The 19,285-nt window shown below is 69.0% G+C and carries 18 protein-coding genes; 10 read left to right on the forward strand and 8 right to left on the reverse strand.

All coding sequences use genetic code 11. The annotated features are described in order from the left end of the window. Positions 1-55 precede the first annotated feature (55 nt). The gene (locus tag PKE85_RS00390) at positions 56-619 is read right to left on the reverse strand and encodes an SH3 domain-containing protein (protein ID WP_428981298.1); all 564 of its coding nucleotides are present in this window, start codon (positions 617-619) and stop codon (positions 56-58) included. Positions 620-800: 181 nt separating this feature from the next. Between PKE85_RS00390 and PKE85_RS00395 the strand changes: the two genes are divergently transcribed. Both PKE85_RS00395 and PKE85_RS00400 read left to right on the forward strand, forming a co-directional pair. Beyond that, a complete protein-coding gene (locus tag PKE85_RS00395) occupies positions 801-1,796 on the forward strand; it encodes a 2-hydroxyacid dehydrogenase (protein ID WP_271202808.1) in 996 nt (331 codons plus the stop codon). A 371-nt stretch (positions 1,797-2,167) separates the two neighbouring features. After that, positions 2,168-2,485: a hypothetical protein gene (locus tag PKE85_RS00400; RefSeq protein ID WP_271202809.1), complete on the forward strand. Its 318-nt coding sequence runs from the start codon at positions 2,168-2,170 to the stop codon at positions 2,483-2,485. Positions 2,486-2,548: 63 nt separating this feature from the next. Here PKE85_RS00400 and PKE85_RS00405 read toward each other — a convergent pair whose 3' ends face one another. Next, positions 2,549-3,358, reverse strand: a complete 810-nt coding sequence (locus PKE85_RS00405) for a HesA/MoeB/ThiF family protein (RefSeq protein ID WP_271202810.1) — start codon at positions 3,356-3,358, stop codon at positions 2,549-2,551. Between the two features lie 95 nt (positions 3,359-3,453). On the opposite strand from PKE85_RS00405, the gene PKE85_RS00410 reads away from it, so the two are divergent. The 4 genes from PKE85_RS00410 (at position 3,454) to PKE85_RS00425 (ending at position 7,280) form a co-directional block, all read left to right on the forward strand. Continuing rightward, the gene (locus PKE85_RS00410) at positions 3,454-3,843 is read left to right on the forward strand and encodes a DUF7662 domain-containing protein (RefSeq protein ID WP_271202811.1); all 390 of its coding nucleotides are present in this window, start codon (positions 3,454-3,456) and stop codon (positions 3,841-3,843) included. Continuing rightward, complete coding sequence (locus tag PKE85_RS00415) at positions 3,840-4,256, forward strand: type II toxin-antitoxin system VapC family toxin (RefSeq protein ID WP_271202812.1); 417 nt, start codon at positions 3,840-3,842, stop codon at positions 4,254-4,256. The genes PKE85_RS00410 and PKE85_RS00415 overlap by 4 nt, the downstream gene beginning before the upstream one ends. A 68-nt stretch (positions 4,257-4,324) precedes the next feature. Then, the gene (locus PKE85_RS00420; protein WP_271202813.1) at positions 4,325-5,329 is read left to right on the forward strand and encodes a TraB/GumN family protein; all 1,005 of its coding nucleotides are present in this window, start codon (positions 4,325-4,327) and stop codon (positions 5,327-5,329) included. Between the two features lie 175 nt (positions 5,330-5,504). Further along, positions 5,505-7,280: a sensor domain-containing diguanylate cyclase gene (locus tag PKE85_RS00425; protein ID WP_271202814.1), complete on the forward strand. Its 1,776-nt coding sequence runs from the start codon at positions 5,505-5,507 to the stop codon at positions 7,278-7,280. Between the two features lie 32 nt (positions 7,281-7,312). On the opposite strand, the gene polA is transcribed toward PKE85_RS00425, so the two are convergent. The 6 genes from polA to PKE85_RS00455 form a co-directional block, all read right to left on the reverse strand. Then, positions 7,313-10,249 (reverse strand): DNA polymerase I, encoded by a 2,937-nt coding sequence (gene polA / locus PKE85_RS00430; protein WP_271202815.1) that lies wholly within the window; start codon positions 10,247-10,249, stop codon positions 7,313-7,315. Between the two features lie 166 nt (positions 10,250-10,415). Next, positions 10,416-10,805 carry a c-type cytochrome gene (locus PKE85_RS00435; protein WP_271202816.1) on the reverse strand — a complete coding sequence of 130 codons (390 nt, stop codon included), beginning with the start codon at positions 10,803-10,805 and terminating at the stop codon, positions 10,416-10,418. Positions 10,806-10,955: 150 nt separating this feature from the next. Continuing rightward, on the reverse strand, positions 10,956-12,005 hold the full coding sequence (locus tag PKE85_RS00440) for an acyltransferase family protein (protein WP_271202817.1): 1,050 nt from the start codon (positions 12,003-12,005) through the stop codon (positions 10,956-10,958). 103 nt (positions 12,006-12,108) lie between these two features. Beyond that, entirely contained in the window at positions 12,109-12,750 is a 642-nt protein-coding gene (locus PKE85_RS00445) for a response regulator transcription factor (protein WP_271202818.1), read from the reverse strand. Beyond that, entirely contained in the window at positions 12,747-14,201 is a 1,455-nt protein-coding gene (locus PKE85_RS00450; RefSeq protein ID WP_271202819.1) for an ATP-binding protein, read from the reverse strand. Before PKE85_RS00450 ends, PKE85_RS00445 begins: the two co-directional genes overlap by 4 nt. After that, a complete protein-coding gene (locus PKE85_RS00455; RefSeq protein WP_271202820.1) occupies positions 14,198-14,683 on the reverse strand; it encodes a hypothetical protein in 486 nt (161 codons plus the stop codon). Before PKE85_RS00455 ends, PKE85_RS00450 begins: the two co-directional genes overlap by 4 nt. Before the next feature lie 481 nt (positions 14,684-15,164). Here PKE85_RS00455 and PKE85_RS00460 point away from each other — a divergent pair, with 481 nt between their 5' ends. The 4 genes from PKE85_RS00460 to PKE85_RS00475 all read left to right on the forward strand — a co-directional run bounded on the left by PKE85_RS00460 (position 15,165) and on the right by PKE85_RS00475 (position 19,135). Next, positions 15,165-17,060 (forward strand): methanol/ethanol family PQQ-dependent dehydrogenase, encoded by a 1,896-nt coding sequence (locus PKE85_RS00460; protein WP_271202821.1) that lies wholly within the window; start codon positions 15,165-15,167, stop codon positions 17,058-17,060. Between the two features lie 175 nt (positions 17,061-17,235). Further along, complete coding sequence (gene moxJ / locus PKE85_RS00465; RefSeq protein WP_271202822.1) at positions 17,236-18,087, forward strand: methanol oxidation system protein MoxJ; 852 nt, start codon at positions 17,236-17,238, stop codon at positions 18,085-18,087. A gap of 53 nt (positions 18,088-18,140) precedes the next feature. After that, entirely contained in the window at positions 18,141-18,719 is a 579-nt protein-coding gene (gene moxG, locus PKE85_RS00470) for a cytochrome c(L), periplasmic (RefSeq protein WP_271202823.1), read from the forward strand. Between the two features lie 104 nt (positions 18,720-18,823). Then, positions 18,824-19,135 carry a methanol dehydrogenase gene (locus tag PKE85_RS00475; protein ID WP_271202824.1) on the forward strand — a complete coding sequence of 104 codons (312 nt, stop codon included), beginning with the start codon at positions 18,824-18,826 and terminating at the stop codon, positions 19,133-19,135. Positions 19,136-19,285: the final 150 nt, after the last annotated feature.

Here is a 19,285-nt window from a genome sequence, read left to right on the forward strand (position 1 = left end):
AAAAGGCCGCCCCTGAGGCGGCCTTTTTCTTTCTGTCGGCGGATCGTTCCGGGCCTCAGTCGAACCGCTCGCCCGGATAGACGCCCCAGAGCCGGTTCTGCTCGATGAAGCCTTCAAAGCCCTCGCCCTCGACGCGGCACCACTGGCTGTCGCAGGCGCGCACCGTCACCAGCACCTTGGGCTCCAGCCGGGCGGACAGACGCTCGTGGGCGCCCGCGCGCACATGGATCGGCATCGCCGACTGGTCCTTGGCCCAGGGCGTCACCAGCGCGGTGCGGCGGCCGGACAGCAGGCTGTGCCACACCCAGCCTTCCGCGCCCTCCGAGTCGCGGATGCGGCGCCAGTTGTCGTATTCCGCGATGATCTCCACCGGCTCGCCCGCGCGGCGGTAGACGAAGGCGACCGGATGCTCCTTGGTCGGCCCCTGGCGCACATAGACCTTGGCCGACTTCAGGCTGACGAAGCGCGGCACCGGCAGGCCGGACATGGGGCCGATCATGAGGCCGGCCTCGCCCGGCCGGGCGGCCTGGGACGTGGCCGCGACCGGCGCCAGCGCGCCAAGCGCCGCCAGCGCCGCGGCCGCGGCCCGCAGGCCTTTAGAGAATCGCGCCATGGTCATGCTCCCGAGGAAGGCCGACATCCGTCGTCGTCTTGCGTTCCGCCCGCCGTCTGGTAGAGACGGCTTGAGCCCCTGGCCGGGCGGCCGTCCCGGCCGGCGCGGCGGGGTCGTTCCACGCAGCATCCCTCGTTCGGCTTGACGATGGATTAACCGTGCCGGGTCTGAAGAAAGGTCGAGGGTCATGAAGAAGCGCCCGCTCGTCGTCGTCACGCGCCGGCTTCCGGACATGATCGAGACCCGGATGCGCGAGCTGTTCGACGCGCGCCTCAACCACGACGACGCGCCCATGTCGCGCGAGGCGCTGATCGAGGCCGCGCGCGAGGCCGAGGTGCTGGTGCCGACCGTGACCGACCGCATCGACGCCGCCGTGCTGGAGCAGGCCGGACCCAGCCTCAAGATGATCGCGAACTTCGGCAACGGCGTCGACAACATCGACGTGCAGGCCGCGACCGACCGCGGCGTCACCGTCACCAACACGCCGGGCGTGCTGACCGAGGACACGGCCGACATGACCATGGGCCTGATCCTGGCCGCGCCGCGCCGGATCGCCGAGGGCGCCCGCGTCATCCCGGACGACCACGACTGGTCCGGCTGGTCGCCCACCTGGATGCTCGGCCGCCGGATCTGGGGCAAGCGCCTCGGCATCGTCGGCATGGGCCGCATCGGGCAGGCGGTGGCGCGGCGCGCCAAGGCCTTCGGGCTGTCGATCCATTACCACAACCGCCGCCGGGTCGCGGCGCATCTGGAAGACGCGCTGGAGGCGACCTACTGGGAAAGCCTCGACCAGATGCTGGCCCGCATGGACATCGTTTCGGTCAACTGCCCGCACACGCCCGCGACCTACCACCTGCTCTCCGCCCGGCGGCTCAAGCTGCTGAAGAAGGACGCCTATGTGGTGAACACCGCCCGCGGCGAGGTGATCGACGAGATGGCGCTCGCCCGCATGCTGGAGGCCGGCGAGCTCGCCGGCGCCGCGCTCGACGTGTTCGAGAACGAGCCTGCGGTCAACCCCAAGCTGGTCAAGCTCGCCCGCCAGAACAAGGTGGTGCTGCTGCCGCATCTGGGCTCCGCCACGCTCGAAGGCCGCATCGACATGGGCGAGAAAGTCATCGTCAACATCAAGACCTTCATGGACGGCCACCGCCCGCCGGACCGCGTCGTCCCCGCGATGCTCTGACGCGGCGCGCGCCAAAACGCCTCCACGCGCCGTCATGCCCGCGCCTTCGCTCGCGGCATCCACGATTCGGGCCGTAAGGCTCCGCACGTGAAAACGTCGCGGACGTCCGGCTTTGCCGGACAGGATCGGAGCCGCGCCACGAGCGATCCGGTTTCTGGCGCGGCCCTGAGCGCTTAAGGGCTAGGCGCATTCTCCCTTCGGACGTTTCGAGCTTTCTTCCCTGCCTTGGGCGTGGCCCGCGCGGCGTATTGACTCGCCCAAACGGTCGTGCATGATTTGTTCTAGGAACATGTCATGAACGCTGGTGGGGGCGGCAGATGCGTGGTTTCGTTCTCGTTCTTGGACTGATTGCGGCTTGGGCGGCTTCCGCCTTGGCCTCGGGAGCCGTGGCGGCGGAGCTGGTGAGCCCGGACGAGCTCAAGTCCGGCTGGCTCGACGGGCGCACGGTGACCACCACGGGCCCGCGCGGCGGAACCTCCACCCTTGTCTTCGGAGCCGACGGCAAGGTGACGCGCAGCGGCGGCCGCGCCGGCTCCGCCACGGGCGGCGCCTGGCGGGTGGACGAGGACGGCTTCTGCATGACGCTCGGTTCGGCGCGGCGGGAGTCCTGCTACCTCGCGATCAGGACGGCGGACGGCGCGCTCAAGGTGGTGCGCCGGCAGGCCTCCGCGTTCACGTGGCGTCGCTGAAGGCGATCACGGAAGGTCTGGGGCCGGCGCGGTTCGCAGCCTGACGCGAGCCGGCGCTAAGGACTATGGCCGGACGTGATGGGACAGGTCCCGCAGCGTGGGCGAACGTCCCGTGATCGGGTTGTCCGGGTCCCAGCCGTAGGAGATGGTTTCGAACCTTAGGGAGAGGGCGTCCACCACCAGCAGGCGGCCGACCAGGCCCTGGCCGAAGCCGACGATCTCACGGATCACCTCGATCGCCATCAGCGAGCCCATCAGCCCGGCGAGCGCCCCCAGAACGCCGGCTTCGGCGCAAGGCGCGACGGTTCCGGGCGGCGGCGGCTCGGGGAACAGGCAGCGCCAGGTGGGGTTGGGCGTTCCGTCCGGCCCGGTCTCGTGAGGGCGCAGCGTGGTGATGGCGCCGTCGAAGGTTCCGAGCGAGGCGGTGACAAGCGGCCGCGCGCCGAGCGCGCAGGCGTCGGCCGCCAGATAGCGGGTGGCGAAGGAGTCCGAGCCGTCGGCCACGATGTCGTAAGCCGCGATCAGCTCGGCGGCGTTGTGGGCGGTGAGGCGCGTGGCGTGGGCCTCCACCGCCACGTGGGGATTGACGCGGGCGAGCGCGTCGCGGGCGGAGTCGGTCTTCAGCCGCCCCACGTCCGGCGTGCCGTGCAGCACCTGCCGCTGCAGGTTCGAGAGCGACACCACGTCGTCGTCGACGATCCCGATGGTCCCGACCCCGGCCGCCGCAAGGTAGAGCGCGAGCGGGCTCCCCAGCCCGCCGGCGCCGACCAGCAGGACGCGCGCGCTCCCAAGCTTCTTCTGCCCCGGGCCGCCCACGTCCCGCAGCACGATGTGGCGGGCGTAACGTTCGAGTTCTTCGGGGGTGAGCGACATGACGGGCATAAGCGCCGACGCTGGTCGAGAAAGCAAGCTTGACAGGAAAAAGAAACAGTGTTTGTTTGTTCGTCAGAGCCCAAACGGAGGCGGCCATGTCCAAGTACCAAGCCCTGACATCTCACCTCAAGAGCCAGAAAAATTCTTACGTCAGCATGTCGTTTGAAGAGCTGGAGCGCGTAATCGGCGTTCCGCTCCCCCGCAGCGCGAGCGCCCATCGCGCGTGGTGGAGCAACAATCCAACAAACAATGTTATGACGCATGCGTGGCTTGCCGCGGGCTTCCGGACCGAGCAGGTCGACATGGAAGGGCGGCGCCTGGTGTTCCGCCGCGACCCCCGGACGCCGGAGCCGCCCGCGTCCAAGGCGCCGTCCGGTCCCGTCCAGGGCGGACGGACCGTCTTGTTCGGCGTCCTCAAGGGCGAGCTCCGCCTCGCCGACGGCGTCGATCTGACCGCGCCCACAGGGCTGGCGGGCATGTCGTGAAGACAGGCGTTCTGCTCGACACCTGCGCGGTGATCTGGGTGGCCGAAGGCGCCGACATCGCCGAGAGCGCGCTAAGATTGATCGAGACCACGCTCAAGAGCGGCGCGCCGGTGTTCGTGTCGCCGATGACGGCTTGGGAGGTGGGGCTGCTGGCGGCGCGCGGCCGGATCGTGCTGTCCCGCCGCCCCGAGGACTGGTTCGCGGCGTTCATGGCGACAGCAGGGGTGAAGGCCGCCCCGCTGTCGCCTGACATCCTGATCGCGTCGTCATTCCTTCCAGGGCGACCGCCCAACGACCCGGTGGATCGCATCATGGCGGCGACCGCGCGTGTGCTGGCGTGTCCGCTGGTCACGCGCGACCGCCTGCTGCTGGGTTATGGCGAAGAGGGGCATGTGCGCACGGCGGCGTGCTGACGGAGCCCCTTTAACGTCCTGAAAGCGGGAGAGAGCGCATCCTGCGCTCCCCAGACGGAGCCGTCATCATGTCATTGCTGCGCCTCACCTTCGCCGCCGGCCTGCTGGCGTTCTCCGGTTTCGGCGCGTTCGCCGAGGAGGCGTGCGGCGGGCAGGACCTGCTCGCCAAGGCCGCGGCGGAGGGCGGCGAGGCCTATGCGGGGTTCGTGGCGCGGGCGCAAGGGGTGCCGAACGGCGAGGGCCTGCTGTGGAAGGTGGCGCCCAAGGCCGGGTCCGCCGCGGCGCCGTCCTACCTGTTCGGCACCATGCACACCACCGAGGCCGATCTGGTGGCGCTGGCCGCCCCGGTGCGGGAGGCGCTTCGGACCGCGACAACGGTCGCGGTGGAGATCGAGAACGCCAACGGCGCCGCCACCCAGGCCGAAACCATCGCCTTCGTCACCAGGAATGGGCTCGACCTCTCCGGCGGCGGGCTCGCCGGCTTCACCGACGCCCAGAAGGAGGAGGTGGGCAGGCGCCTGACGGCGAGCGGCCTGCCGGCCTCGCTCGCCACTACGCTGAAGCCGTGGTTCCTCAGCGTGGCGCTGCAACTGCCCGCCTGCGAGGTGAAGCAGATGGGGGCGGGCAAGCCCACCATCGACTCCCGCGTCGAGGCGCTTGGGCGCGAGCAGGGCGCGGGCATCGTCGGGCTGGAGACGGTGGCGGAGCAGCTCGGGATCGTGGCGAGCATGCCCGAGGACGACGCCCGCCGCATGATCCGCGACGTGGTGGCGAGCCCCAACGCCAGCGAGGACCTGCGCGCCACGGTGCTGCGGCTCTACCGGGAGCGCAAGGTGGGCTGGTATCTCGCCATGACCGGCGACGTGGTCGGGCCGCTGATGGACGTCACCGCCTACGCGGCCTTCATGGAGGAGCTGGTGGACCGGCGCAACGCGCGGATGGCGGAGCGCTCCGAGGCGCTGATCGACAAGGGCGGCGCGTTCGTGGCGGTCGGCGCGCTGCACCTGCCGGGCGAGAAGGGGCTGGTCGAACTCTACCGCAAGGCGGGCTACACGGTCACCCGGGTCTGGTGACGTCGGCGCCCCAAAAAATGCAGGGCGTCTCCGCAGTGGGGAGGGAGGAGCGCGCGAAGTCGCGCCGGGAGTGTTCTGTGACAATTTACCGGACGAGACTGCCGCCTATAAAGACGGGAGACGGGTGAGGGAGGCGGGTCCAGACCGTCCGATGGCCTCACCTGAAGGATCTGGAATGCCGCATCCGGACGAGGATCGTCGCGACCGCCATGGGGCGGACCACTCCTTTCCGGAGACGGGCGCCGCCGCGGCGCGCCCGCAGGATCCGCCGCCGTCCGGCAGACGCGGCGCGGATCTCGTCGATCTTCTCCAGAGCCCGGCCTGCGTGATCGGCCGGTCCGGCGGCGTGCGGCGCATGAACGCCGCCTGGCGCGCGTTCGCCGATCATGGCGACGACGCCGGCGCCTCCTGGCTGCGCCTCATCCACCCGGTGGACCGCTACGTCGCCATGAGCCATCTCCACGCCCTCGACGGGGCCGGGAGCGCGACGGAAATCCCGTGCCGGCTGGCGGACAGGGCGGGCGGGCATCGCTGGTTTCTTCTGAGCCTGCAGAAAAGGCCGGATGACGCCTGCGAAGACGCCGCGCTCTGTCTCGCTTTTGACATCCACGCCATGAAGCTGCGGGAGATCGACCTCGAGCGCCGGGCGTCGATCCAGGCGGACATGCTCGATGTCAGCGTGGACTGCATCAAGCTGATCTCGCTGGAGGGCGAGCTGATCCACATGAACCGGGCGGGGCGCCGCGCCCTGGGGCTGCCCGACGATTCGCCCTTCGGCATGCCCTGGCTGCCGCTGCTGCCGAGCGACGTCTGGGAGGTCGCCGAAAGCGCCCTGAAGGCGGCTCGGGAGGGGCTGTCCAGCCGGTTCCCCGGGCGCAGCCGCCTGCCGGGCCAGAAGCCGCAGCATTGGGACAACATGCTGTCGCCCATCCTCGGCGCCGACGGCGCGCCGGCCGCGATCCTGTGCGTTTCACGCGAGGTCTCCGCCGAACACGACGCCTATGACGCGCTTCGCCAGAGCCAGGAGCGGCTCGCCGCCGCCGTCCGCGTCGGGGGGCTCGGCATCTGGGACTACGACATCCTGAACGACGATCTGATATGCGACGACGTCTGGCACCGCATCATGGGACGCGATCCCCGATCGCCGATCCGTTCGGTCGAAGAGTTCCGGCTTCTGGTCCATCCCGAAGATGTGGAACGGGCGACCGAGGTTCGGCGCGCCGCCGCCAAACTGGTGGCGGACCGGCGCGATTACGCGGTGACGTTCCGAATCGTGCGGCCGGACGGGGAGATCCGCTGGGTGCGCTCCGTCGCCCTGGTCCAGTCGGACGCCGGGGAGCCGCGCCGCGCCGTCGGGTTCGTGATGGACGTCACGGAGGCCCGGCGCGGGGAGCTGGCGCTGCGGGACGCGAACCGCACGCTCCTGCGGCAGAAGATGTCGCTGACCCGCCAGAGCCTTGAGGATCCGCTCACGGGGCTTCCGAACCGGCGCCATCTCGACATGGTGCTGGCCAAGCTTTGCGGGGGCGAGGGGCCGGCCGGGGAGATCGTCTGCGTCGGGATGGCGGACGTCGACCATTTCAAGGCGTTCAACGACCGTTATGGCCACCCCGAAGGCGACGCGGCGCTGCGCGCCATCGCCCGCGCGCTGCGGTCGGCGGCCCGGACGTCGGATTTCGTCGCCCGCTACGGCGGCGAGGAGTTCGCCTTCGCCCTGAACGACGTGGCCGATCCCGCGGGCGTGCTCGACAGGTTTCTGAGCGCCGTGGCGGAGCTGAACATTCCCCATGCGGATTCGCCGCTGGGGCGTCTCGCCATCAGTTGCGGCTGCATCGTCCGCCGACGCGGCGAGGGCATGACCCCGGGGGAGCTTCTGAAGGCGAGCGACGCCGCGCTCTATGAAGCCAAGCTCGCGGGGCGCGGCCGCAGCGTCGTCCGCAACGCGCTGTAGGGAGCGTCGCCGGCGCTCCGGCGCGCGCCGGCTCAGTGGGCCTCCTCCCAGTTGTCGGCGGCGCGGGCGTCCACCTTCAGCGGCACGCGAAGCTCCAGCGCCGGCAGCGGCGCCTGCTCCATCACCCGCGTGACCACCGGCAGAGTCGCCTCCACCTCGGCCTCGGGCGCCTCGAAGATCAGCTCGTCATGCACCTGCAGCAGCATCTTCGCGCCGAGGTTGGCGGCGGCGAGCGCCTCCTCCATGCGGATCATGGCGCGGCGGATGATGTCGGCGGCGGAGCCCTGGATCGGCGCGTTGATGGCGGCGCGCTCGAAATTGGCGCGCTCCGCCGGGTTCCTGGCGTTGATCTGGGGGTAGTGGCAGCGTCGGCCGAAGATGGTGGTGACGAAGCCGTCGGCCCGGGCGGCGGCCTTGGCGGCCTCCATGTAGTCGCGGATGCCGGGGAAACGCTCGAAATAGGTCTTGATGTACTGCCCGGCCTCCTCGCGCCCGATGGAGAGCTGGTTGGCGAGCCCAAAGGCCGAGATGCCGTAGATGATGCCGAAATTGATCGCCTTGGCCCGGCGGCGCACCTCGGAGGGCATGCCGGCCACGGGCACGCCGAACATCTCCGAGGCGGTCATGGCGTGAATGTCGAGCCCGTCCTCGAACGCCTGCGTCAGCTGCGGGATGTCGGCCATGTGGGCCAGCACCCGAAGCTCGATCTGGCTGTAGTCGGCGGAGACCAGCTTCGTTCCCGGCGCCGCCACGAAGGCGCGGCGGATCTTGCGTCCCTCCTCGGTGCGCACCGGGATGTTCTGGATGTTGGGCTCGGTCGAGGACAGCCGGCCCGTGGTGGTGGCCGCGAGCTGGAAGTTGGTGTGCACCCGGCCGGTGCGCGGGTGCAGATAGGTCGGCAGCGCGTCGGCGTAGGTGGATTTCAGCTTGGAGAGCTGGCGCCAGTCGAGAATGCGCCGGGGCAGGTCGTGGCCGGCGGCGGCCAGCTCCTCCAGCACGTTGGCGGCAGTGCCCCAGGCGCCGGTCTTGGTCTTCTTCGCGCCGGGCAGCCCCATCTTGCCGAACAGGATGTCGCCGAGCTGCTTCGGGCTGCCGAGGTTGAACGGCTCCCCCGCGAGCGTGTGGACCTCATCCTCCAGCGCGCCCATGCGCTGGGCGAGTTCGCCGGACAGGCGCGACAGCAGGGCCCGGTCGATGGCGACGCCCCGGCGCTCCATCCGCGACAGCACGGAGGGCATCGGCCGCTCCAGCGTGGCGTAGACGGTGGTCATGCGGTCGGCGGTGAGGCGCTGCCGGAACAGGCTCCAGAGGCGAAGCGCCACGTCGGCCCGCTCGGCGGCGTAGGGCGCCACCCGGTCCACCGGCGCCTCGGCGAGCGGAACCCGGGCGCGGCCGGAGCCGGTCACCTCGTCGGGCGTGATCAGCGCGTGGCCGAGATGCCGCCGCGCCAGCTCGTCGAGCCCCTGGCCGCCGAGCCCGCTGTCCAGCACATAGGACATCAGCAGCGCGTCGTCATAAGGCGCGAGGCCGTGGCCGCGCTCGGCCAGCAGCGTGCAGGCCAGCTTCACGTTGTGGCCGATCTTGAGCACCGAATCGTCCGCGAGCGCGGGGGCGAGCAGCGCCAGCGCCTCCGCCTCCGGAATCTGCGCCTCGGCCGCGGCGTCGCCGCTCTCGGACAGCAGGTCGCCGCCGGCGTGGTGGCCGATGGGAACATAGGCCGCGCGGCCGGGCGCGAGGCCAAGCGCCAGGCCCACGATCTCCGCCTGCATCGGGTCGATGGACGAGGTCTCCAGGCTCAGCGCGAACCGGCCGATGTCCCGCGCCTCCGCGATCAGCGCCGCGAGCCGGCCGGCGTCGCGCACGATCTCGTAGGCCGAACGGTCGATCGTCGTTTCCGCGGCGCGGGCGACGAGCTTTTCGGCGAGGTCCCGGGGCGTCGCGCCTTCCGAGGCCGGGGCGCCGCCGGTCGCGCCGGTGTCCGCAGGGGCGGCCTGGCCGGATGCGGCGGCGTCCCCGGAGGCTGAGCCGCGCTTGGCGGACATCATCTCCGCGTCCGGCGTCACGGCGGCGGCGTCGACGCCGGTCGCCTCGGCCACCCGGCGGGTGAGGGTGGTGAACTCCATGGCCTTGAGGAAGGCCACCAGCCGGGCGGGATTGGGCGCCTCCACCGCCAGATCGGCGAGCGGCGTGTCCAGCGGCACGTTCTGGTCCAGCGTCACCAGCGTTTTCGACAGGCGCGCCAGATCGGCGCTGGCGATCAGGTTCTCGCGCCGCTTGGGCTGCCTGATCTCGCCGGCCCGCGCCAGCAGCGTCTCCAGATCGCCGTACTCCGCCAGCAGCTGGGCGGCGGTCTTGGCGCCGATGCCCGGCACGCCCGGCACGTTGTCCACCGAATCGCCGGTGAGGGCCTGCAGGTCGATCATCTTGTCCGGCCCGACGCCGAACTTCTCGAACACCTCGTCCGGGCCGATGCGCTTGTCCTTGACCGGATCGAGCATGACCACGCCGCCGCCGATGAGCTGGAACAGGTCCTTGTCGGAGCCGACGATGGTGACCTCGGCCCCGGCCTCCGCCGCCAGCCGGGCGTAGGTGGCGATCAGGTCGTCGGCCTCGAAGCCGCCCTGCTCCAGCGCCGGGATGGAGAAGGCCCGGGTGGCGGTGCGGATCAGCGGGAACTGGGGGATCAGGTCTTCCGGCGGCTCGGACCGGTTGGCCTTGTAGGCGGGATAGACGTCCTTGCGGAACGTGGTCTCGGACTTGTCGAACACCACCGCGAGATGGGTGGGGTCGACCCAGCCGGCGTCCCGCAGCAGCTTCCACAGCATGTTGCAGAAGCCGGACACGGCGCCCACCGGCAGCCCGTCGGACGGGCGCGTCAGCGGGGGCAGCGCGTGGAAAGCGCGGAAGATGTAGGACGAGCCGTCCACGAGGACGACGTGGTCGCCTTTGGCGACAGGGCGGCTTGGCATGCGGGTCTCGGCCTGGTCCCGGAGGGCGTCGGGCCGGACTATACGGCGCGGCGGCCGGAAGGAAACCCGAGGCCCGCCTCGGCTGCAGGAATTGGAAGGGCCGGAGCCTTGCGCGGGGGCCTGGAGCTCCCGCCCTTCCCGTGACGCCGCCGGAGGCGGCGCGAGCTTACTTCGCCTCTTCGATCGTCACCGACTTGGCGGTTTCGGCCGACAGCTCGGTCGCGCCCGGCGTGTAGCCGTTCAGCGACAGGATGTAGGCCAGCAACGGATCGAGCTGCTCGTCCTTGAGCGATTTGGGCGCGGTCTGCGGCATGAACTCGAAGATCCAGCCCCGCACGTCCGCGGCCGTCTGGCCGCCGAAGTGGGCCTTGAACGTGTCGCCGACGAGCGCCGGACCCAGCGCGCCGGAGCCAGCCTTGGCGTGGCAGGTGCGGCAGTGGGTGTTGTACTCCGACTGCCCCTTCTTGAGCTGCGCTTCGGTGAACGGACCCTCGGCGGCGAAGGCCGGCGAGGCGAGCAGCGCGGCTCCGATGACGAGGCTTGCGAAAGCCCTCATGGCGTACTCCCTTCAATCGAACGTGGCGTTCACGTTTACGATAGGGCGTACATACCAACTGACGGCAGGTCTGGCGTGAACTTTTTCTAGTTAAAAAGCCCATCTGCGGCGAGCGGTCGCGGTTGGGCATATCGACCAAGGGCCAGCCGCTCATTCCGCCGGCTGGAGACGCCTGTCGCCCTTGGGCCGGTCGATGTGGAAGGCGGCGGGGCGCACGAACAGGAACCGTCCCCGGCCCGTGCGCATGACCAGCCACTCCAACGCCAGCGGCGTTACCACCGCGACCACCGTGACGATAACAGAAATCCAGCCGATATCGGGAATAAGTCCCAGTTTGAGCAGGATGGCGCGGGTGGCGGCCATGGGCAGGAAGAACGCCAGATAGACCGCGATCGAGCGTTCGCCGGCGTAGCGCAGCGGTTCGCCCGCCACCGTGCCCGCCAGCAGAGCCGCGAGCGCCACCACCGCGGCGGCGCCGATCAGGCCGAGCGCCAGGCTGATCACCGGCAGTTCGGACACGCCGCCGAACACCGCGGCGCCGTTGACGAGAGCCCAGACCAGCAGGCCCGCGACCGCCAGACCCGCATGGGCGCGGGCCTTCTCGGCCAGCGCGAAGATGTACGGCGCGCCGTACCAGCCGAGCAGCACATAGACGAGCCGCGCGCAGAACTCGTCCGGTATGGTCCACCCGGTGTGGATCGGGGCGATCTCGAGCGCCGCGGCGAAGCCCAGCACCAGCGCTGGCGGCAGCCGCCGCACCAGCTTCGCGAACACGAAGAAGATCGGCAGGATGTAGATGAACCACAGCGTGCCGAAGGGCTCGATCAGCGCCAGCAGGAACTGCTCGCCCACCGCGCCGGGGCCTTCGCTGAGCGCCAGCCCCGGCCACTTGAACGCGCCCTGAATCAGCAGCCAGAGCACGTAGAAATAGGCGAAGTGCACCACCTTGCGGTCGAGATAGGTCCGCCAGTCGCGGTCGATGACGAGCGCCAGGAACAGGCCGGAGATGAGAAAGAAATCCGGCATGCGGAACGGCCGGGCGAAGGCGACCACATAGGTCATGAAGCCGGTTTCGCCGGCCGCCTTCTCGACGCCGAGCACCGAATGCATCATCACCACCATGACAATGCAGAAGCCCTTGGCCACGTCGACCCAGTCGACGCGCGGGCGGGGCGAGGATGCGACGGGACTGTGGCTCATGGCGGTCCGGCTCCGGCGGAAGTCTCGCGCCAGTGTGCCGTGAAAACCGGTTCAGAAACGTGAAAGACAGCCGCCGGAATCGCCGGTCGCGCGCAAGATTGTCTTAAACGCCGTCGCTCAGCCCCGCGCCGCTCAGCACCGCCTTGCGCACCAGGTCCTGCAGCGTGCTGACGCGCAGCTTCTCCTTCAGGCTGGAGCAGGTGTTGGCCACAGTCTTGTAGCTGACGCCGAGCCCGTCCGCGATCTGGGCGTAGGACTTGCCCTCGCCCAGCAGCGCCAGCGTCTGCAGTTCGCGGGCGGTGAGGTCGCTGCGCTCGCGCCGCTGGCGGGAGCCGAGCAGCGCCACCTGCACCGCCATGTCGTGGCCGATGTAGGGCTGGTTGCGCCGCACCTTCTCGATCGCCTCAAGGAAGGTCTTCGGCCCGGTGTCCTTGGACAGGAAGCCGGTGGCGCCGGCTTTCAGCGCGCGGCTCGCGATCACGGGGTCGCCATGCATGGAGAACACCAGGATCGGCGTTCCCGCGTCCCGCACCCGCAGGCGCTTGATCAGCGACAGGCCGGCGAGGCCGGCGCCGCGGATGGCGAGATCGACGATGATCAGGTCGGGCTTCGCCCGGCGGTAGATCTGGAAGCCCGACAGCGCGGTGCCCGCCTCCAGCACCTGATCGAAGCCGGCGTCCAGCAGCACCCGCCGGCATCCCTCCAGCACGATGGGATGGTCGTCGATGATCAGGGCGGAGGTCATTCAGGTCGGGCTCCGGAATCGGGCGTCCGGTCCAGCGGGGCGAGCGCTTCGAGCGTCGCGCCGCGGCCGGGGGCGCTGCGCAGGGAAAGTCGGCCGCCGAGGGCCTGCAGGCGCTCGCTCAGGCCGATGAGGCCAAGGCCGGGCGGCGTGGTCGAGGCGACGCCCTCGCCGTCGTCCCGCACGCGGATCAGCAGCGCGGGGCCGCCGTCGTCGTCGCGCGCAGGCGCGACGGTGACGTCGATGCGCTGCGCGCGGCCGTGGCGCAGCGCGTTGGTCACGCCCTCCTGCACGCAGCGGTAGGCGGTGAGGTCGGCGGCCTCGCCATAGCCGTCCTCGAGATCGGCGGCTTCGAGCGAGAAGCGCCGCTCCGGGTGATGGCGCTCGAAGTCCGTGATCAGACCCGCCAGCACCTCCGCGAGCGGCGCTTCGCCCAGCGCGATCGGCCGCAGCCGCCGCAGCAGGCGGCGGTTGGCGTCGGACAGGCGGGCCGAGATCTCCGTCACGGCGCGCAGCCGCTCCGGCGCCGTGGCGGGCAGGGCGCCTGCGGGGGCGGCGGTGACGTCGCGCTCCAGCGAGGCGAGGTTGGCGCGCAGGCCGAACAGGCAGGGGCCGAGCTCGTCGTGCAGGTCCGCGGCGATCTGGCGGCGCTCGTCGTCCTGCAGCGTCACCATGCGCCGCGACAGCCGGCGGTTGGTGGCGCGCTCCGCGGCGAGCGCCCCGGCGAGCGCGTTGAACCGCTCGGCCAGCACGGCGAGCTCGGCGCTGTGGGGCAGGGGCAGGCGGCGGTCGAGACGGCGGCGCTCCAGATCCGACAGGCCCGCCGCCAGCTCGCGCAGCGGCGCCAGAACGCGCCCCAGCGCCACGGAAAAGGCCGCGAGCGCGATCACGTTCAGCGTGACGAACAGGATGGCGAGCGACACCAGGTCCTCCCACACCTCGTCGACCTCGTCGGAGGCCTCGCCGTGGATCACCACCTCGCCGGCTTTCTCGCCGTTGATGGCGACCGGGATCACTCTCCGCTCCGGCGCGGGCGCGATCAGGGCCTCGAACCAGCGCGGCGCCCGCATCTCGCCGCTGTCCGTCGGGCGCTGGACCTCCGAAGAGCCGACCTCGCGGCCCGCGGCGTCGAAGGCCAGCACCCGCACATGGCGCACGCCGGTGAGACCGAGCTTGACGTCCTCCATGGAGCGCAGGCGGCCCACGTCGCGCTGCATGCGCAGCAGGGTCTCCCGCACGAAAGGCTCGGCGATCTCGAGCGACGAGGCGATCTCGACGCGGGTGGCCTCGCGGGCGTTGAACACGGTCACCGCCACGGCCGCGAGACAGCAGGCGATGTCGATCGCGGCCACGATCGCGAGGATGCGCAGGCGCAGCGAGCGCGCCGGCCGCGACGCCGGCGCCGCAGGTCCCGACACGACGTCGTCGCCCTCGTCCGCCGCGGCGAGCGTCACTGTTCGTCGCCGGGCTTCGCCATGGGCAGGGGCTGTCGGCCGAGAGCGGCGAGAGCTTCGTCGCGACTCATGCCCTGAATGCGCGCGGTGACGTAATGCTGGCAGGTCTCGCCGAAGCCGGCGCGCTCTCCGACCGGGGCGATCGACACCAGCCCGGCGATGATGGAGCGCGGCTGCTCCGTCACGCCGTTTTCCGACAGCATCTCCTGCACCTGCACCGCACGGTTCGCGATCATGCGCGGACCCTCGGTGTAGCGCTGGTCGGCCTGGGCGATCAGGTCGCGGATCGCGACGGCGTTCGGGTCGGAGGGTTCGATCTCGCGGCCGGCTTCCCGGCTCGCCAGCCACGCGCCCGGCGCGATCTTGTCCTTTATCTCCAGCCAGCGGAGCTGGTGCGCGCCCTTCTCGTGGGTGAGAGCGGCGACCACGTCCTGATGCGGCTCGCTCGGCGCGGGGTCGTCGCAACCGGTGAGACAAAACATCGCGACCACGAAAACTGTGGCGCTGGAGAATTTAATAAGCGAATGTTGAGACATGGCGCTTTTTGACTTCTTCGTTTGCGCGAAACCCGCCTAAACGTTGGTCTAATGCACTCTGAGGCGGAACGCACCCCCGACGAAAGCCGTCGGCGGGGGCCACAGGCTCTAGCGTCCTCGTTTCTCTTAGTGAATTGGCCGAACGCCGATTTTTGCGTTTGGGGCGCTTCGAAAGCGCGGGCGCCGCAAAATGGCAATGAAATTGCAAAATCTTCCCGGACCATTTTTCCAATGGTGCCCGAGACAGTTCGTCCAACTTCGGGAAAGAGTTGCCCCGCTGCAGAACGCAAGAAGCGCGTCAGGCGCCAAGTAATTGACGGTTCATTCGCACGACTTCGGGCCGTCACGCGTCGCAGCGCGCCGCGGGGCTCCGTCCTCTCCAGGATCGGCGCCGCACCACAAGAATGGGAAACGCAAGGGGTTTCACATGATCAACCTTCGAACGTCCGTTTCGGCGTTCACGCTCGTCGCGACCGCGGCCCTGGGCGTGGCTGCGACGGGCCTGCCGGCGGCCGCCAACGACAAGCTCGTCGAGCTGTCGAAGAGCGAAGCCAACTGGCCGATGACGGGCAAGAACTACAGCGCGAACAACTACTCGACCGCGAAGCAGATCAACGTCGACAACGTGAAGACGCTGCGTCCGGCGTGGGCGTTCTCGACGGGCGTGCTGCACGGCCACGAGGGCACGCCGCTCGTGATCGGCGACAAGATGTTCGTGCACACGCCGTTCCCGAACATCACCTTCGCGCTCGACCTCAATGAGCCGGGCAAGATCGACTGGATGCACAAGCCGAAGCAGTCCCCGACGGCTCGCGCCGTGGCCTGCTGCGACGTCGTGAACCGCGGCCTGGCCTACTGGCCCGGCGACGGCAAGACCCCTTCGCTGATCCTCAAGACCCAGCTCGACGGCCACATCGTGGCGGTCAACGCCGAGACCGGCGAAGAGTTCTGGAAGATGGAGAACTCCGACATCAAGGTCGGCTCCACCCTCACCATCGCTCCTTACGTCATCAAGGACTCGGTCCTGGTGGGCTCCTCGGGCGCCGAGCTCGGCGTGCGCGGCTACGTCACCGCCTATGACGTGAAGACCGGCGCTCAGAAGTGGCGCGCCTACGCGACGGGTCCGGACGAGGAAGTCAAGCTCGCCAAGGACTTCAACAGCAAGAACCCGCACTACGGCCAGTTCGGCCTCGGCACCAACAAGACCTGGGAAGGCGACGCCTGGAAGATCGGCGGCGGCACCAACTGGGGCTGGTACGCCTACGATCCGGACACCAACCTCTTCTACTACGGCTCGGGCAACCCGGCGCCGTGGAACGAGACGATGCGTCCGGGCGACAACAAGTGGACGATGACCATCTTCGGTCGTGACATCGACACCGGCGAGGCCAAGTTCGGCTACCAGAAGACCCCGCACGACGAGTGGGACTACGCCGGCGTCAACGTCATGATGCTCTCCGAGCAGAAGGACAAGACCGGCAAGCTGCGCAAGCTGCTGACCCATCCGGACCGCAACGGCATCGTCTACACGCTCGACCGTGAGGACGGCACGCTCATCTCGGCCGACAAGCTCGACGACACCGTGAACTGGGTGAAGCAGGTCGATCTCAAGACCGGCATCCCGGTCCGCGATCCCGAGTTCGCGACCCGCATGGACCACAAGGCGACCGAGATCTGCCCGTCGGCCATGGGCTACCACAACCAGGGCCACGACAGCTACGACCCCGAGAAGCAGCTGTTCTACATGGGCATCAACCACATCTGCATGGACTGGGAGCCCTTCATGCTCCCGTACCGCGCGGGTCAGTTCTTCGTCGGCGCGACCCTGTGGATGTACCCTGGCCCGAAGGGCGATCGTCAGGGCTACGAGGGCCTCGGCCAGATCAAGGCTTACAACGCCATCACCGGCAAGTACGCCTGGGAGAAGATGGAGCGCTTCGCGGTTTGGGGCGGCACGCTCGCGACCGCCGGCGACCTGGTGTTCTACGGAACGCTGGACGGCTTCATCAAGGCCCGCAACTCCAAGACGGGCGACCTGCTCTGGAAGTACCGTCTGCCTTCGGGCGTGATCGGTCATCCGATGACCTACACGCATGACGGCAACCAGTACGTCGCCATCTACTACGGCGTCGGCGGCTGGGCGGGCGTCGGCCTCGTGTTCGACCTGACCGACCCGACCGCGGGTCTGGGCGCGGTGGGCGCGTTCAAGAACCTGCAGCACTACACCCAGATGGGTGGCGGCGTTCAGGTCTTCTCGCTCAACGGCAAGAACCCCTACGACGACGTCAACGTCGGCGAATGGACCGGTCCGAAGGCCAACTGATCCCGAGCGGATCGGCCTTCAGGCTTCACGCGCTCATCTCTCCGGCGGCGAACGCCGCCGGAGAGACCTTCTGAAAAGAAAAGCACGACTGCTGAAAACGACGATTCAAGGCCGCCCCGTAGCGCTCAGGCGCCGGAGAAGCACCACAGGCCGGGATCGCAGGGAGACGATGCAGATGGCATTCCGTTCGAACGGCCGCGCGCGCGCGGCGCTGCTTGGAGGCGCGGTTCTCGCCGCCGCCCCGTTCGCAGCCGCCCTTCCGACCGCCGCGGCGGAGCCGCTCCGCATCTGCGCCTCGAGCGTCGAGGCTCCCTATTCCGAGGCCAAGGCCAAGGGGTTCGAGAACAAGATCGCCGAGATCATCGCCAAGGCCGCCGGCCGCGAGGCCGAGTTCGTCTGGAGCGACAAGCCCGCGATCTACCTGGTGCGCGACTATCTCGACAAGAAGGCCTGCGACGTGGTGTTCGGCGTGGACGCCGACGACGAGCGGGTTCTCGCCACCAAGCCCTATTTCCGCACCGGCTACGCCTTCGTGACGCCGGCCGACGTGCAGATCGGGTCGGACTGGAAGGACGCCGGCCGGGACGAGTTCAGGAATTTCGCCGTGCGGTTCTCCACGCCGGCCGAGCTGATCCTCAAGGCCGCGGGCAAGTATGAGAACAACCTGTCCTACAACCTGTCGCTGGTGAACTTCGAGGACAAGCGCAACAAGTACACGCAGGTGCCGGCGGACAAGCTGGTCAACGAGGTGGTGAACGGCGACGCCGACATGGCCATCGCCTTCGCCTCCGACGTGGCGCGCTATGTGAAGAACGCGTCCAAGCCTCTGAAGCTCACCCTGATCAAGGATGACTTCGAACGTTCCGACGGAATGAAGATTCCGCTGCATTTCGACCAGGCGATCGGCGTCCGCAAGGACGATGCGGAGCTCCGAAAGGAGCTTGACGCCGCGATCGACAAGGCGAAACCCGAGATCGACGCCGCGATCGCCGAAGAAGGCATTCCGACGCTCCAGCCCAACGGCTGAAGCGTGAGGCGTGGGTCCGGAACCTCCCGTGTCCACCTTTCAGTGAGTTTCGGATGATCAATCGCAAACTGCTCATGGCGGGATTCGCCGCCGCCGCGCTCGCCCTCGGCGCGGCCGGAGCGATGGCGCAGATCGAGCTGCACAACACCGTCACCGGCGAGCCGCTCAACCTGTCGGACGCCGGTGAAGAAGGCCAGGACACCCCGGCTTTCAAGGAGTTCCTGCAGACGGGCAAGAACCCGTACAACAAGGAGCCGAACTGCCTCGCCAACGGCGAACAGCTGTTCCTGAGCATGTGCTCGGGCTGTCACGGCCACGTGGCGGAAGGCAAGATCGGGCCCGGCCTGAACGACAACTACTGGACCTATCCGGACAACAACACGGACAAGGGCCTGTTCGAGACCATCTTCGGCGGCGCGTCCGGCCAGATGGGCCCGATGTACGGCGCCGTGAACCCGGACCAGATGCTCCAGATCATGTCCTGGGTGCGCCATCTCTATAAGGACGGCGTCGAGGACGCGGCCTGGCTCGACGACGACCAGAAGGCGAGCTTCAAGCCCTATGACGGCCATGCTCATGCGCCGAAGCCGGATCCGGAAAAGACCCCGGAGACCTGCAAGGTCAGCGAGTAACAGAATCTCCGCCGGCGGGCCGGCGCGGGAAAAGGCGCGTCCGCAGCCATAAGCGGACCGCCTTTCGGTTGGAAAGCACTGCAACACCTCAAGGAGGAAAGCTCATGTCCAAGATCGCCGCTTTCGGTCGGCTCGCCGCGGCCGCTGCGCTCGCCACCGTCGCTGTCGCCGCCCCGGCGCTCGCGTATGACGGCACGAACTGCAAGGAGCCGGGCGTGTGCTGGGAGCCGAAGCCCGGCTACCCGGCCAAGAATGAAATCAAGGGTTCGAAGTACGACCCGAAGCACGACCCGAAGGAAGTCGCCAAGCAGTCCGACTCGATCAAGGCGATGGAAGAGCGCAACGCCGCGCGCGCTGACAACTTCGCCAAGACCGGCAAGTTCGTCTACGACGTCAAGAAGATCGGCGCGAACTGACGCTTCGCCGTCGGCCGGGTCCGGACTCGACATCGTCACCGGGTCCGGCCGACGCTTCAGATCAGGAATCCCGTGCGGTTCGACGCTGTCGCAATCGCTCCCTCTTGTCGTCTGGACGGGTCTCTTCCGGCCGTCCTACGGGATGACGAC

Origin of the sequence: Methylopila jiangsuensis (assembly GCF_027922305.1) — a bacterium.
In the GTDB taxonomy this organism is placed as follows: domain Bacteria; phylum Pseudomonadota; class Alphaproteobacteria; order Rhizobiales; family Methylopilaceae; genus Methylopila; species Methylopila jiangsuensis.

What these genes read in the sequence shown, in the direction of transcription:
- PKE85_RS00390 (WP_428981298.1), bottom strand. Translation starts at nt 619, where the DNA reads ATGACCATGGCGCGATTCTCTAAAGGCCTGCGGGCCGCGGCCGCGGCG.
- PKE85_RS00395 (WP_271202808.1), top strand. Translation starts at nt 801, where the DNA reads ATGAAGAAGCGCCCGCTCGTCGTCGTCACGCGCCGGCTTCCGGACATG.
- PKE85_RS00405 (WP_271202810.1), bottom strand. Translation starts at nt 3,358, where the DNA reads ATGTCGCTCACCCCCGAAGAACTCGAACGTTACGCCCGCCACATCGTG.
- PKE85_RS00410 (WP_271202811.1), top strand. Translation starts at nt 3,454, where the DNA reads ATGTCCAAGTACCAAGCCCTGACATCTCACCTCAAGAGCCAGAAAAAT.
- PKE85_RS00420 (WP_271202813.1), top strand. Translation starts at nt 4,325, where the DNA reads ATGTCATTGCTGCGCCTCACCTTCGCCGCCGGCCTGCTGGCGTTCTCC.
- PKE85_RS00425 (WP_271202814.1), top strand. Translation starts at nt 5,505, where the DNA reads ATGCCGCATCCGGACGAGGATCGTCGCGACCGCCATGGGGCGGACCAC.
- polA (WP_271202815.1), bottom strand. Translation starts at nt 10,249, where the DNA reads ATGCCAAGCCGCCCTGTCGCCAAAGGCGACCACGTCGTCCTCGTGGAC.
- PKE85_RS00435 (WP_271202816.1), bottom strand. Translation starts at nt 10,805, where the DNA reads ATGAGGGCTTTCGCAAGCCTCGTCATCGGAGCCGCGCTGCTCGCCTCG.
- PKE85_RS00440 (WP_271202817.1), bottom strand. Translation starts at nt 12,005, where the DNA reads ATGAGCCACAGTCCCGTCGCATCCTCGCCCCGCCCGCGCGTCGACTGG.
- PKE85_RS00445 (WP_271202818.1), bottom strand. Translation starts at nt 12,750, where the DNA reads ATGACCTCCGCCCTGATCATCGACGACCATCCCATCGTGCTGGAGGGA.
- PKE85_RS00455 (WP_271202820.1), bottom strand. Translation starts at nt 14,683, where the DNA reads ATGTTTTGTCTCACCGGTTGCGACGACCCCGCGCCGAGCGAGCCGCAT.
- PKE85_RS00460 (WP_271202821.1), top strand. Translation starts at nt 15,165, where the DNA reads ATGATCAACCTTCGAACGTCCGTTTCGGCGTTCACGCTCGTCGCGACC.
- moxJ (WP_271202822.1), top strand. Translation starts at nt 17,236, where the DNA reads ATGGCATTCCGTTCGAACGGCCGCGCGCGCGCGGCGCTGCTTGGAGGC.
- moxG (WP_271202823.1), top strand. Translation starts at nt 18,141, where the DNA reads ATGATCAATCGCAAACTGCTCATGGCGGGATTCGCCGCCGCCGCGCTC.
- PKE85_RS00475 (WP_271202824.1), top strand. Translation starts at nt 18,824, where the DNA reads ATGTCCAAGATCGCCGCTTTCGGTCGGCTCGCCGCGGCCGCTGCGCTC.